This is a genomic window from Mycobacterium paraseoulense (genome assembly GCF_010731655.1).
Taxonomy (GTDB): domain Bacteria; phylum Actinomycetota; class Actinomycetes; order Mycobacteriales; family Mycobacteriaceae; genus Mycobacterium; species Mycobacterium paraseoulense.
The window spans coordinates 2,268,973-2,282,899 of record NZ_AP022619.1 but is presented as its reverse complement, the minus strand read 5'-3'; the positions used below and the strand labels follow the sequence as shown (position 1 = coordinate 2,282,899).

General features: G+C 68.1%; 2 protein-coding genes and 6 pseudogenes. 3 read left to right on the top strand and 5 right to left on the bottom strand.

Translation table 11 applies throughout. The features are described from left to right. Window positions 1-54 precede the first annotated feature (54 nt). Entirely contained in the window at window positions 55-1,476 is a 1,422-nt protein-coding gene (locus tag G6N51_RS10475) for a condensation domain-containing protein (RefSeq protein WP_083168806.1), read from the bottom strand. A gap of 331 nt (window positions 1,477-1,807) precedes the next feature. On the opposite strand from G6N51_RS10475, the pseudogene G6N51_RS10470 reads away from it, so the two are divergent. Further along, a pseudogene (locus G6N51_RS10470) lies at window positions 1,808-8,881 on the top strand (type I polyketide synthase); the annotation flags it as partial. 54 nt (window positions 8,882-8,935) lie between these two features. On the opposite strand, the pseudogene G6N51_RS10465 reads toward G6N51_RS10470, so the two are convergent. Next, window positions 8,936-10,231: pseudogene (locus tag G6N51_RS10465) on the bottom strand (acyltransferase family protein); the annotation flags it as partial. An 83-nt stretch (window positions 10,232-10,314) separates the two neighbouring features. On the opposite strand from G6N51_RS10465, the pseudogene G6N51_RS10460 reads away from it, so the two are divergent. Beyond that, window positions 10,315-11,086 (top strand): annotated as a pseudogene (locus tag G6N51_RS10460) (aldo/keto reductase); the annotation flags it as partial. A gap of 58 nt (window positions 11,087-11,144) precedes the next feature. Next, a complete protein-coding gene (locus G6N51_RS29665; RefSeq protein WP_408632577.1) occupies window positions 11,145-11,279 on the top strand; it encodes a hypothetical protein in 135 nt (44 codons plus the stop codon). 870 nt (window positions 11,280-12,149) lie between these two features. Here the strand turns inward: G6N51_RS29665 and G6N51_RS29655 are convergent. The 3 pseudogenes from G6N51_RS29655 to G6N51_RS10445 form a co-directional block, all read right to left on the bottom strand. Next, window positions 12,150-12,431 (bottom strand): annotated as a pseudogene (locus tag G6N51_RS29655) (NAD-dependent epimerase/dehydratase family protein); the annotation flags it as partial. Then, window positions 12,428-12,956: pseudogene (locus G6N51_RS10450) on the bottom strand (nuclear transport factor 2 family protein). The pseudogenes G6N51_RS29655 and G6N51_RS10450, both read right to left, overlap by 4 nt. Window positions 12,957-13,017: 61 nt before the next feature. Continuing rightward, window positions 13,018-13,785: pseudogene (locus G6N51_RS10445) on the bottom strand (acyl-CoA thioesterase). Window positions 13,786-13,927: the final 142 nt, after the last annotated feature.

Sequence of the window (13,927 nt, the reverse complement as noted above, 5' to 3'; positions counted from 1 at the left end):
CCGGCCGGAGATGGCTCATCCGGAATAAAGCACCAGCCATCGTTTTACTCCTCGCTACGCAACGCGCCCCCAGTGCCCGCTGTCGGCGACCCGCATGCACACGGACTTCATCGCTGCGACGTAGCGGGAAACCGATTTTCGGGCAACCGCGTTGTCGGGAAACATTATCGCCATCGCGGTGCCCTCGTAGTATCGGAAGATATAGATCGTCAGTTGATACGAATATCTTCCGTCGGAATAGATTCCGATCTGGTTCGCATAACCCATCTCGGCAGCCGCGAGCACGGCATTCATCGGAGCGGCGTCCGCATGAAAGAAATTCGATACCGGGAAGTTCGGGCGGGGTCTGCTCAGCCAGGGGGCCAATTCCAGCACGCGGTAATACGGCACCCTGGCCATGTCCAGGCTCGAATCAAAAGAATTCTGCGCCGCCCACGCGGCGTCACCGAAGGACACGGCGGCTATGGGGACGGTGATCGGAACCAGGCCGGTGAACCAGCCCTGAGTCATGAAATTGTCCGAACTTCTGCGGGTATCCCTGGGAGTGAGTCCGTAATACGTGGCGGCACCCGTGAATTCATGTTCCACCTGGGCGAGGCAGGCGAAGAGGCCGCCGACGAAGCGGGCACCGGCCGCCGAGCAGGCCGATTCGAATCTCGCGGTTTGCGCCGCGTCCATCAGGGTGTCCGTGATCATGTCACTCTTGGTCGGCTCCAGTGGATTACCCAACGGCAGCGGGAACTCCGGCAGGCTTCCATTGTTGTTCTCCGCGAAGTCGATCCACGAGCGCACCTGCAGCGAATCCAGCGTCAAATCCGATGTGTACCGGAGTTCTTCGACACAGAAATCGTCAAAGCTGCCGGCGGCGGGCAGCGCAAGGGGCCCGGCGCCGCTCGTCAAAGCTGAATACATCGTATGGGACTCCGCCATCGTGATGCCGATCAGCGCAGCGTCCCCGTGGACGTGATCAATGCTCGAGTAGAAGGTGAAGTGATCCTCGTTTTGAACGATCCCGAAACTGAAGCACTCCCAGTTGAACGGATCGGGCGTGGCGACCACATGGGCGTGCAAGTCTTCGATCGCCAATTCGCCGTGGTGCGTCGGCGCGAATTCGATATCCCCAGGATCATCGATGGTATGCCGGACGATGTCTCCGGTGTCGGTGTACTCGAACCAACTGCGGTACGTGTCATGGCGACGCAAGTACGCGTTGAGCGCGTCGTTCATGGCGGAGATGTCGCACTGGCCGGGAATCTCGCAGGTGGCGATGATTTGCCGCGAATAGTCGAGCCCCGAGGAAGTTTGGCGGTGGTAACCCCGAAGATGTTGCCCCTGCATGTAGCTGACCGGCACGGGACTGACCGGCGCCTGCCGGGCCTTTTGCCGAGCGGCGGGCGTCGGGTGCCACGAGACCACCGCGCCCGGGCTCACCGTCCACTCACCGATCGAGCCGATCGTAATTTTCCCGATGCGCAAAAATCTTCTCCTTGGTTCCACGGGCTACGTTTGCGGGCCCCGCTGGTGGCGAGATCAACATAACTTCTTCGGCGGCCGAGGGACCCGACATGCCGGGCCCGAGTGTGTAGCCACGGGTATGGGGCCGGTTAGGGTATGGGCGGTCCGGCGCGAGACGCAGTCCGGCATCCGGCGAGACTACTCGCCGCTGGGAGATCATTCTGCTGCGTATCGCGTCGGCATGTGGTGCAGTGCAGTGAGCGGGTCAAACGCGTGGTCCGTAAAGAGCACGGACCTGTCGCCGAAGGCTGGCCCCGGGGGGTCTACCTTCGCTGTCTGAGAGGACTGATGCATGGCAACCGTCGAGGCTCGGATGGACCGGGCGCCGGGATTCGCGATAGTCGGCTACGCGGTGCGCGTTCCGGGCGCCGCCGACGCTTCCGAATTCTGGGACGTGTTGCGGCAAGGGCGGGATGCGGTATCGGAGGTGCCGGCGGACCGGTGGAATGTCGAGGAATTCTTCGACCCGGATCCTGATGCGGCCGGGAAGATCGTCAGCCGCCGGGCCGGCTTCGTCGACGACGTGGTGGGCTTCGATGCGCCGTTCTTCGGGGTGTCGGCGCGTGAGGTCATGTTGATGGACCCACAGCATCGGCTGCTCCTGGAGACGGCGTGGCAGGCGGTGGAGCACTCGGGAACGGCCCCAACGGCTTTGGCGAACACCAACACCGGGGTGTTCATCGGTCTGTCCACTCACGACTACCTGGGGATGGTCTCGGACGAACTCAGGTACGACGAGATCGACGCATACATGGCCATCGGGACGGCGGCCGCCGCGGGAGCGGGCCGCATCAGTTACCGGCTGGGCCTGCAGGGCCCGGCGGTGACCGTCGACACCGCATGCAGCTCGTCGTTGGTGGCCGTCCATCAGGCCTGCCAGGCGCTGCGGTTGGGCGAATGTGACCTCGCGTTGGCCGGCGGCGCGAACGTGCTGCTCAGCCCGGCGAGCATGATCACCTTCTCGCGGGCGCACATGCTTGCGCCGGACGGCCGCTGCAAGACCTTCGATGCGTCCGCGGACGGCTATGTGCGCGGCGAGGGTTGCGGTGTCATCGTCGTCAAGCGGCTCGATGATGCGATCCGCGACGGTGACCGGATCCGGGCCGTGATCCGGGGCAGTGCGGTAAACCAGGACGGCGCATCGGGCGGTTTGACGGTGCCCAATGGCGTCGCCCAGCAGCGCGTCGTCACCGAAGCGCTGCAGCGCGCCGGTGTCGCGGCCCGCGACGTCGGCTACCTGGAGGCGCACGGGACCGGGACGTCGCTGGGCGATCCGATCGAGGTCCAGGCCGCGGCCGCGGTGCTCGGCGCGGGGCGCGACGCGGACCGGCCGCTGTTGATCGGGTCGGTGAAGACGAACATCGGGCATCTGGAAGCGGCCGCGGGGATCGCCGGGATCATCAAGGTCGTCCTGTCCCTCGAGCATCAGCTGCTGCCCAAACACCTCAACTTTCACAACCCGTCGCCCTACATCCCGTGGGACCGGCTCGCGGTACGGGTCGTGGACCAGGCCACCGAATGGGAACGCAACGGTCGCCCCCGCGTCGCGGGTGTCAGTTCGTTCGGGTTCTCCGGGACCAACGCGCACGTCATCCTCGAGGAGGCGCCCGATGAAATCGGTCGGCATGCCGCGGCGCCGGATCCCGTCCGGCGGACCGAGGACCGACGCTTCAACGTGCTGCCGCTGTCGGCGCGGACCCCGGCGGCCCTGGTGCAGCTCGCCGATCGCTACCGCAACTGGTTGAGCGCGCATCCGGAGGCCGGCCTCTCGGAGGTGTGCTACACCGCCGGAGTCGGGCGAGCGCACTTCGAGCATCGCGCCGCGTTGGTGGTGAACTCGACGGAATCCGCCACCGAGTTGCTCGGCGCGCTCGCCGACGACCGTCCCGCGCCGGGCTTGCTGCGCGGGGAGTGCGACGACCGGCCCAAGACGGCGTGGGTGTTCCCCGGTCAGGGCAGCCAATTCGCCGGCATGGCCCGGGAGTTGTTCGAAACCGAGCCGGTGTTCGCCGAGACCATGACCCGGTGTGCGGCGGTGGTGGACGGAGTGCTCGAAAAGCCAATGCTGGGCGTCATTTTCGATGCCGATGGCCCGGACACCCTGCGGCAGACCAGCTACGCCCAGCCCGCCTTGTTCGCCGTCGAGATGGGCTTGGCCAGGCTTTGGCAGTCCTGGGGTCTCGAACCCGACGTCGTGCTGGGGCACAGCGTCGGCCAGTACGCGGCCGCCTGCGTCGCCGGCGTGTTCAGCCTCGAGGACGGCGCTCTGCTGCTCGCCGAACGCGGCCGCCTGTTCGGCAATCTGCCCGCGGGCGGCCGGATGGTGGCGATCTTCGCCCCCGCCGAGCGCGTCGAGGGCTTCACCGACGAGTTTCCCCGGCTGTCGGTGGCCGCCTACAACGGTGCCAACACCGTTCTGTCGGGACCGGCAGAGGAGCTGGACCGGGTGGTGGCCGCTCTGACGGCCGACGGCGTTCGCTGCGACTGGCTGGACACCAGCCACGCATTCCATTCGGCGCTGTTGGATCCCGCCCTCGACGAATTCGAGGCGTACGCGAGCGGGTTCCATTTCAGCTCGCCGCAACGGACGCTGGTGTGCAACCGCACCGGCGCCGCCCTCGGCAGGACCGCAACGCTGGACGGCCCCTACTGGCGCCGCCACGCGCGCCAGCCGATCGAGTTCGCCAAGAGCGTGGCCACCCTGGCCCAGCTCAACTGCGCGGTGCTGCTCGAGGTGGGCCCGCAACCCGTGCTCACCGCCGCCGCTCTGCGGGCGTGGCCCGACCCGGCCACCGCGCCGCGGGCTATCGCGTCGCTGCGTCGCAACGGCGCCGACCACCGCCAGATCACCGAAGCCCTTGCCAGCGCTTACGTCAGCGGCCACCTGCCCGCCTTCGGCGCTGTGCAAGGGGGACCGACGCGCAAGGTCGACCTGCCCACCTATCCCTTTCAGCACCGCCAGTACTGGTTCCGCGACAAGGACGCCCCACCCAGCCAGACCGGCGGCGAAACCGTTGCCGCACGCACCGAAGCGGTCCGGCTTCTCGAAGACGGCCGCATCGAGGAACTCGCCGCGCTGCTCGACGGACCCAACGCCAGCCAGCAGACCACCGATGTGCTGAGCAGGCTTGCCGCACAACATAATCAACAACGGGACACCCAGTCCATCGCGGACGCCCGCTACGAGATCCGCTGGGAGAAGTCGGCCGCCGCCGCCGCCGCACGCGCGGATGCCGGCGCGGGCTCCGACTGGCTGCTGGTCACCGACGACGCCGCGGCGGTCGCGCCGTTGGTCGACGCGCTGACCGCCCAGGGCCAGCCGTTTCGGATCGTCGGACTGCCTGCGTCCGACGCGGACGAGCAACGGCTCGAAGAGGCGCTGCGCGCCGCGGCGGCAGACGAATCGACGCTGCGCATCCTTCATTGCGCGGCCGTCGAACGGGACACCGTGCCGTCGATGCGCTCGCTGCTGCGGATGCAGCACCGCGTTCTGAGCGGAACGCGCCGGCTCTTCCGCGCCGCGGCCGCCGCCGAGCTCCGCGCCCCGATCTGGCTGATAACCCGTGCCGCGCAACGCGTCACCGACGCCGACCGGGTATCGCCGGCGCAAACCTGTCTGTGGGGGTTCGGGCGTGCCGCCTCCCTGGAGCACCCACAGTTGTGGGGCGGGCTGGCGGACCTGGCCGAAGGCGGTGCCGACGAGTGGACCCGGCTGATCGGCCATGTGGTGACCGGACCGCGGGGTGAAGACCAAATCGCGCTGCGGGACGACGGTGTGTATGTTCCCCGGCTGACCCGACGCCCGGGGCGGCCGACCGGGGCCCCGATCGAATTACGTTCCGACGCGACCTATCTGGTGACCGGTGGGTTGGGCGGTGTCGGATTGGAGATCGCCGGGTACCTGGCCGACCGCGGCGCGTGCCAGCTGGTGCTCACCGGCCGGCGATCGCCCACCGATGCGGTGCAGCGGCGCGTCGACGCCATCCGCGAACGGTCGGGTTGCGACGTCCGGGTCCTCGCAACCGATGTCGCCGATCCGCACGACGTCGCCCGCCTGCTGGCCACCGTGCAGGCCGAACTGCCGCCGCTGGCCGGCATCGTCCACGCCGCGGGCGAGATCGGCACCACACCGCTGCGCGGCTTGGACGATGCCGAAGTGGATCGGGTGTTCGCCGGGAAGGTCTGGGGTGCTTGGCATTTGAGCGAAGCCGCCGCGGAGCTGCCGCTGGACTTCTTCCTCAGCACCTCCTCGATCGCCTCGGTGTGGGGCAGCTTCGGCCAGACGGCCTACGGCGCGGCCAACGCCTTCCTCGACGGATTGTCCTTCCGGCTGCGTGAGCAGGGTGTGCCCGGGATCAGCGTCAACTTCGGCCCATGGGCGGCGGGCATGGCCGACGAAGAGGCCCGCGCGCGTTTGGAACAGCGCGGGGTCCACACGCTGCCGCCCGCGGACGCGCTGGCGGGAATGGCCGACCTGATCGCGGCTTCCGCGGCCCAAGGGGTGGTGGCCCGCATCGACTGGGCCCGCTTTCTGCCGCTCTATCAGCAGGCGGGCAGGCGGTCATTCCTGGACGAGCTGGGACGGGAGCTGCCCGAATCGGTGCCGGTCCCGGCACCCTCGGGGAACACCCGACTGGTCGAACAGCTCACCCAGGCTCCGGTGCAGCAGCGCAAGAAGCTCCTCGTGGAGCACCTGCGGGACGTCGTCGCGGAGGTGACACGCATCGACGCGGCGGAGATCCGCGAGGAGGCCGGATTCTTCGACCTCGGCATGGATTCGCTGATGGCCGTCGAATTGCGGCGCCGAGTCGAGCAGGCGGTGGGCAGGGAACTGCCGGCAACCCTGGCGATGGACTATCCGCGCGTGGCCGACGTGGCCCGTTACCTGCTCAACGACGTGCTTGGTCTCGGCGCACGGTCGCTCACCAAGGCCGGCGCCCCACCCGTGTCGGTGACGACGAGCCCCGCCGACGAGCCGATCGCCATCGTCGCGGTGGCGTGCCGTTTTCCGGCCTCGCCGGATCCCGAAGCGTATTGGGAGGTGTTGTCCGGCGGTGTCGACGCGATCCGGGAGATCCCCGACGACCGCTTCGAGATCGACGAGTACTACGACCCGGACCCGGAGACACCCGGCAAGATCTACAGCCGAAGCGGCGGATTCCTCGACGGGATCGACGGATTCGACCCGGAATTCTTCGGTATCTCCCCGCGGGAGGCCGTGTGGATAGATCCGCAGCAGCGGCTGATGCTCGAGATCGCTTGGGAGGGACTGGAACGCGCCGGGTATTCGCCCGCCGCGTTGCGCGGCAGCCGAAGCGGCATCTTCGTGGGCGTGGCCGCCAACGAGTATTCGCACCTGCTGTCGCGAGACTCGGTCGAGAGCATCGAAGCCCACTTCATCACCGGCAATGCGCTGAACGCCATCGCGGGCCGTGTCGCCTTCGCACTCGGGCTGGAAGGGCCGGCGGTGGCGGTGGACACCGCGTGCAGCTCGTCGCTGGTCGCCGTCCATCAGGCCTGCCAGGCATTGCACTCCGGCGACTGCGATCTGGCACTGGCGGGCGGGGTGAACGTCCTGCTGAGCCCGGCGTCCCTCGTCGCCGCCTCCCGCGCCAGGATGCTGTCGCCCGACGGACGATGCAAGACATTCGACGCCGCCGCCGACGGCTACGTGCGCAGCGAAGGCTGCGGAATTCTGGTGCTCAAGCGGCTGAGCGACGCGCAGCGCAGCGGCGACCGCGTCTGCGCGGTCATCCGGGGCAGCGCGGTCAATCAGGACGGTGCCTCCAGCGGTTTGACGGTCCCCAACGGTGGTGCGCAGCAACGGCTTATCTCCGCAGCGCTGGCCCGCGCCGGGGTGAGCGGTGGGGATGTCGACTACCTCGAGGCGCACGGCACGGGCACCTCGCTCGGTGACCCGATCGAGGTGCAGGCCGCCGCCGCCGTCTACGGTGCCGACCGGGATCCGAACCGGCCGCTGCTGATCGGATCGGCGAAGACCAACCTCGGCCACCTCGAGTCGGCCGCGGGGGTCGCGGGTTTGATCAAGGTCGTGCTGTCACTACAGCACGAGGTGCTGCCGCAGAATCTGCACTTCAAGAATCCGTCCCCGCACATTCCGTGGGCCTCCCTGCCGGTGCGGGTCGTCGACACGGCGACGCCCTGGCGGGCCAACGGCCGGCCGCGCCGGGCCGGGGTGAGCTCGTTCGGGTTCACCGGCACCAACGCCCACGTGCTGATCGAGGAGGCGCCACCGCCGGTGACCGGCGGCTCGGCGGACGACCGTGCGGTGACACCGGCCCCCGACTCCGCGGCGGAACGCATGGGCGTGTTGCCCATGTCGGCGCGCTCACCGCAGGCGCTGGTGGCGTTGGCGCGGCGATACGGGTCCTGGCTCGACGCGCACCCCGAGGTCGACATCACCGATGTGTGCTTCACCGCCGGGGTGGGGCGTTCGCACTTCGAACACCGCGCCGCGCTGGTCGTGGACTCGGCGCGGGGCGCCCGCGAGATGCTGGCCGAGTTGGCCGAGAACCGGCTGCGACCGGGTGTGGTACGCGGCGAATGCGCCGACCCGCCGAAGACGGCGTGGTTGTTCACGGGGCAGGGCAGCCAGTACCCGGGGATGGCTCGCGAGCTGTTCGACTCCGAGCCGGTCTTCGCCGACACCGTGACGCGGTGCGCGCAAGCCGTCGAGGGTATGCTGCCGCGCCCCTTGTTGGAGGTTCTCTTCGACGCCGACCGGGACGCCGCAGAAACGTTGCGGCACACCTCGTTTGCTCAGCCGGCACTCTTCGCCATCGAGATGGGCCTGGCCCGGTTGTGGCAGTCGTGGGGCATCGAGCCCGACGTCGTGCTCGGGCACAGCGTCGGCCAGTACGCGGCGGCGTGCGTGGCCGAGGTGATCAGCCTCGAGGATGGGGCACGGTTGATGGCCGAACGCGGCCGGCTCTTCGGCAGCCTGCCCGAGGGTGGCCGGATGGTGGCGGTGTTCGCCGACCCCGAGAACGTGGAGGGCGCCGCCAAACAGTTCGCCCGCGTTTCGGTCGCCGCCTACAACGGCCGCAATACGGTGTTGTCCGGTCCGGGTGGCGATCTGGAGCAGATCGTCGCGACCTTCAGCGACGACGGCATCCGCTGCACCTGGCTGGACACCAGTCACGCTTTCCACTCGGAGCTGCTGGAGCCGGTGCTCGACGAATTCGAGTCGTATGCGGCGCGGCTGCAGTTCGCCGCCCCGACCCGGCCGCTGGTCTGCAACCGCACCGGCGCGGTGCTCACGGCGGAAACCCCGCTGGACGCGCAGTATTGGCGGCGGCATTCCAACGCGCATGTGCCGCTGTGCCTGTCCACCGACAGGCTGGCCGACCACGTGCTGCCGGCCCACCATTAGGCGCTCGCGCCGCGCCTCAAGGCCGGTGACGGGCGACGGCGTCTTGGGCCGCAACGCCACCAGGACCACGCCCGCGGCGAACACCGCCGCGGTCGGCCAGGAGAATCGCCCGTCCGGTGCGAAGCCGCCCTGGGCCAGGAGGTGCAGACCAACCGCGGCCAGGACGGCGCCGCAGAGCATGATTGCTTCGCCCCAGCGATCGCCGAGTGGCAGTCCGAACGTCGGGAGCGGAACCGCGAAGAACCGCCGTTGCCACCACAGCAGCACCATTTCGGCCGCCGCCACCACGCTGAGGATCGTGATCCACTCCAATCGGACCAGTTACCAGGCCGCAGACCCCTCGTGGGGCTGCGGTATCAGGCCGGCCGGATAAGCGACGATCGCGACGAGGACCACCGGAATCATGTGCCAGAGGTAAAGGGCCATCACGTTGGCATTGGCGGTCGACAAGACGTGTCGCACCGGGCGGTGCCGCAGGACGCGGTCGAGTGTCGCTGCGAGTGCCATAGCCAGCCCGGCCTGCGTGCACGCGAACGCCATCATCGCCACCGTCGGTGGCGTCGTGTTCTCGATCGCTTCGCCCGGAACGCCGATCATGCTCACCGGATACGGCCCCACCCGGATCAGCAGTGCCAGAGCGACTGCCGAACCGGCGGCGATCAGCACCGGTCTGCGGCCGGCCAACAGCCCGCCCTGCCACGCGATCCCGAGCTGGTAGAGCAGGCCCCAGCACAGCAGGTAGTTGAGCGCGCCGACAGGGGACATGGCCCGCGAGCGAGACGGCATCGATCAGCACGACCGCCGCGGCCAGCACCACCGGCACTCTGAGGCCCCAACGCCGGTGTGCCGCACGGCAACCGGTGTCAGAGACACCACCAGCACGTAGACGGCGAGGAACCACAGGTGCATGGCCACCGCCCAGCCCGCGTACTCCAACACCGTGCCCGGAGCATGGCGGACCTGGAGCGCCACCACGAGGACCGAAATCAGCGCGACGTAGACGGTTGTCGGCCCCAGCACCCGAGCCAAGCGGTGGCGAATCCACGCCTGGCGCGAGAAATTGTCGGCCTCGCGGCGGTGCGCCCATGACACGGCTCCGGCGTACCCGGCCACGAAGAAGAACACCGGGACGGCCTGGAATATCCAGGTCAGCCATTGCGTCCACGGCATGTCGAGCAGCGGGTTCTCCCGGCCGAATTGACCGTCGCGATAGGTCACGGAACCGGCCAGCCAGTGGCCCAATACGATGGCCACCACGCCCGACGCGCGGTAGAAGTCCACCGCAAGATTGCGGGCCGGTCGCGCGGTTTCTACGTCGTCCATCGGATCGCGGCGAGACGGATGCGGTGCACTCGCGCAACGGTACCCGTCCCATGGCCCGAAGTCGCTGAGCGCACAATGACGGCATGAAACAAGCGCGCCTCGCCAACCTGGAGGTCGGCCGCCTGGGCCTGGGCGCCATGGGCATGTCCGTGGCTTACGCCGGTGCCGGCAGCGACGACGCCGAGGCGATCCGCACCATTCATCGCGCCATCGACTTGGGCGTCACCCTGATCGACACCGCCGAGGTGTACGGCCCCTACGTCAACGAAGAGCTGCTCGCCCGCGCCTTGCAGGGCCGGCGCGATCAGGTGGTGCTGGCCACCAAGTTCGGCCTGATCTCGCACACGGGCCGCAACGGCCTGGACAGCAGCCCCGCCAACATCCGGATCGCCGTGGACGGTTCGCTCAAAAGGCTGGGAACCGACCGCGTCGATCTCTACTATCAGCACCGACTCGACCGCAACACTCCCATCGAAGAAACCGTGGGTGCATTAGCCGACCTCGTCGCCGCGGGGAAGGTCCGGCACATCGGCCTTTCGGAGGTCGGCGTGCACCATCCGGCGGGCGCACGCCGTGCATCCCATCACCGCGGTGCAATCCGAATACTCACTGTGGACGCGTGACCAAGAAGACGAGATATTGCCGCTGCGCGAATTGGGGATCGGGTTCGTCGCCTACTCGCCGTTGGGACGCGGCTTCCTCACCGGCGCTATCCGCTCCACCGAAGGGTTGCCCGACAGTGACTACCGCAAGACCAATCCGCGGTTCTTCGACGAGAACTTCGAACACAACCTGCAAAGCGCCGACGAACTGGGCGCCATCAGCGCTGACGTCGGTGCCACCCCCGCGCAGGTCGCGCTGGCCTGGCTGTTGGCGAAAGGTTCCGACATCGTGCCGATTCCGGGAACCAAGCGTGACGCGGCTCGAGGAGAACGTCGGCGCCGACGCCATCGAACTGACACCCGACCACCTATCCCGGCTCGACCGGCTCACTCCGCCGATGGGCGGCCATCACGCCGACGCGCAGATGGGATGGATCGACCGCTGATGTCGACGACGTGTGAGACATGCTGCGGCGCAAGAGCTTTTGGATGGAGCGGACTAGCTACTCGGCGGCGGCGAGCGCCGCGGCGCCGTAGTGCTTTTCGATGAGCGTCCACGGGTCGGCGTAGGGGCCCCGTCCCTCGAGCCGGCGCTGCACCTTCAGCACGGTACGCAGGAGCGGCCGCAATATCGGGCTCAGCAGTCGCACCACTGTGCGCGTGCCCTGGGTTTCGGCGATCCAGGCCAGGGTCTGCGACCAGTCGTGTTGCTGGAAATCGAGCAGCGCCTGCGCTTCGGTGGTGTCATACCAGCCGGTGAAGCTCCAGCCGCGGTCGTCGCTCGGGTCGCCGGGCAGGCTGGCGGATGGGCCGAGGCCACCAAGGCCGACGGCTTCCATCAGGCCGTCCTCGAGTTCGCGCTGAGTGAGCACGTACGACTCGTTGCCGCCGATCAGTATCACCTTGCCCGCGATGCTGGCTTGCCGATCGACGCCGTTGGCGAAGGCCAGCGCAACATCGCGCGCATCCACCGCGTGCATGCGGTTGTCGCCGGGCATCGATCGCATCAGGAGCAGGGAGTCGCCGTTGACCGTCGTGTGCGTGTCCGGCGAGATGACCCCACCCAGCCGGAAGAGCGCAACGGCAGGCCGCTGGCGCGGATCGCCGCCTCGGCGAGCACTTTGTCCTGACCGTATTGATCGATGGGATTGACCGGGGTGTCCGGGGTGATCCGCTCGGGCTGGCGGTAGGGGTTGCGAGAACCGTAGACCGCGGCGCTGGACGCCATCAGGAACAACGGCGGTCGGGGGAGTGCGGTGCACGCCGCCAAGAGATTCTCGGTACCGCCCACGTTCACCCCGGGCCAACGCGGGTTTGCGATACGACAGCGGGGACACGATCGCGGCGAGGTGAACGACCGCGTCGGGCTGATGGGTCGCGACGAGATCCCGTACTGCCTCGGCGTCCAGCAGATCGGCATAGGCGGGGATCAGCGTTCCCGAGTGCCGGGCGGCGACCAGCTCCCGTTCAACGGCGAGGGTGTTGTCGCTGCGCAGATCCATCGCGATGACGGTGCGTTCGCGGTCCAGCAGGATCTGCGTGCAACGTTTGCCGATTTGTCCGAATGCGCCGGTGACCAGAACGGTGGAGGCCGTCATCGGCTCATCACCACATTGGCGACTCGGCCGATCGTCCGGCGGATTCGGTCAGAGACGTAGAGGGAAAACACGGAGTGACGATATCCTCTCGCAGTCGAGTTAGCTTGGAGCTCTTGATGAACCACTGCCCGGCGATGTTCTGGTAGGTCTCGTGGTAATGGCCGTAGCCCACCAGGGTCACGCCGGGGCCGAATCGAACCACGTCCTGCAGCGCCCACACGCCGCGCGCGGTCGTCGGGGACGTGAGCGTGATTTCGGGGGCATGCACCTGGTGGGCGGTGGCCTGGCCCGGCCGCCCGAGGGCCCTGCGCGTGAAGGTCACGAACTCGTCCGCACCGTCGATCACCTTGCCGCCGGCTCGGCCGTGTCGCTGACGAAGTCATCGGTGAAGATGGTTCGCCACGCCGCCCAGTCCTTGGCGTCGAGGTGCCGGCAGTAGCGGGCCTTGAGCTGCTTGATGGATTCGATGGCCAGCAGCGCGCCGGCGTCCGCTTCGGTGACGCTGGGCTCCGCACGCTCGGTCATTGCGCCTCGATTCTTTCCTGAGCATCCCGGCGTGACGTTTCACTGGCGAAGTGTAAACCTCTCAGCCTTTGAAGTAGACGACCTGATGCGTGGTGGCCAGCAGCACTCCGTCCCGTGCCCACACTTCGGCGCTCTGGTCGAAGTAGCCACCGCTGAATGTGTTGGCGTGCGCGGTGCACAGCACGAAGTCGCCCCGCCGTCGAGTTGCTGCTGGTCGGCGTGGAAGTAGGTCGTCAACGAGATCGTCCCCGCCGGGATGACGCGGCCGCGCCGCAGGAAGATCCGCGGGTAGAAGATGTCGCACAGCGCGGCCAGCGCCGGGTAGTCGACGGGTCGTTGGGCTCGGTCGCGCACCCCAAGGTGGTCGTCGAGGAGGCGCTGGGTTGCCCGTTCTTGCCGGGCATCGGACCTTCGACGTACCGCATGTCATAGAGGCTCGTCCATTGCACCAGGCCCGGATCGGTGGCAGGCAGCTGCTCCGGGTCCGGCACGCTCGGCGGGGCACTCTCGGTATCGGCCCAGCCGTCGCGGCGCACAGCGAACAGCGCCGTTTGGTCTTGACGCCGCCGTCCTGGCTGAGTTCGGCGATCCAGTGCTGGTTGGTGCGGTTGGTGCGCGCGGCCCGAAGTGAGAGGTCGAAGTCCCCGTCGGCGATGGGCGCGGCGTAGTTGACCGTCAATGCCAGCGGCTCGCCGACGCGCTCGGGTTGCGACTCGATGGCGCGCAGCATCACGGCGGCGGTGATACCGCCGAAGGGCCCCACCATGTTGGCCCATTCCGGATGGGTGCGCCCGCGCCGCACGTGCGTGCTCGTCGCTTCGAGGCGGATGGCGTCGTCGAAGGGATGTCATGAGTCGACCGCAGACTACCGACGGCGGACGCGCCGCCTCGCCGAGGGCGGGGTCTCGACTGCCTCAGCGCGCTGCTGTACAGTCGCCCAGCACAAGGTCGACGCTCGAATGAGAGGTCAT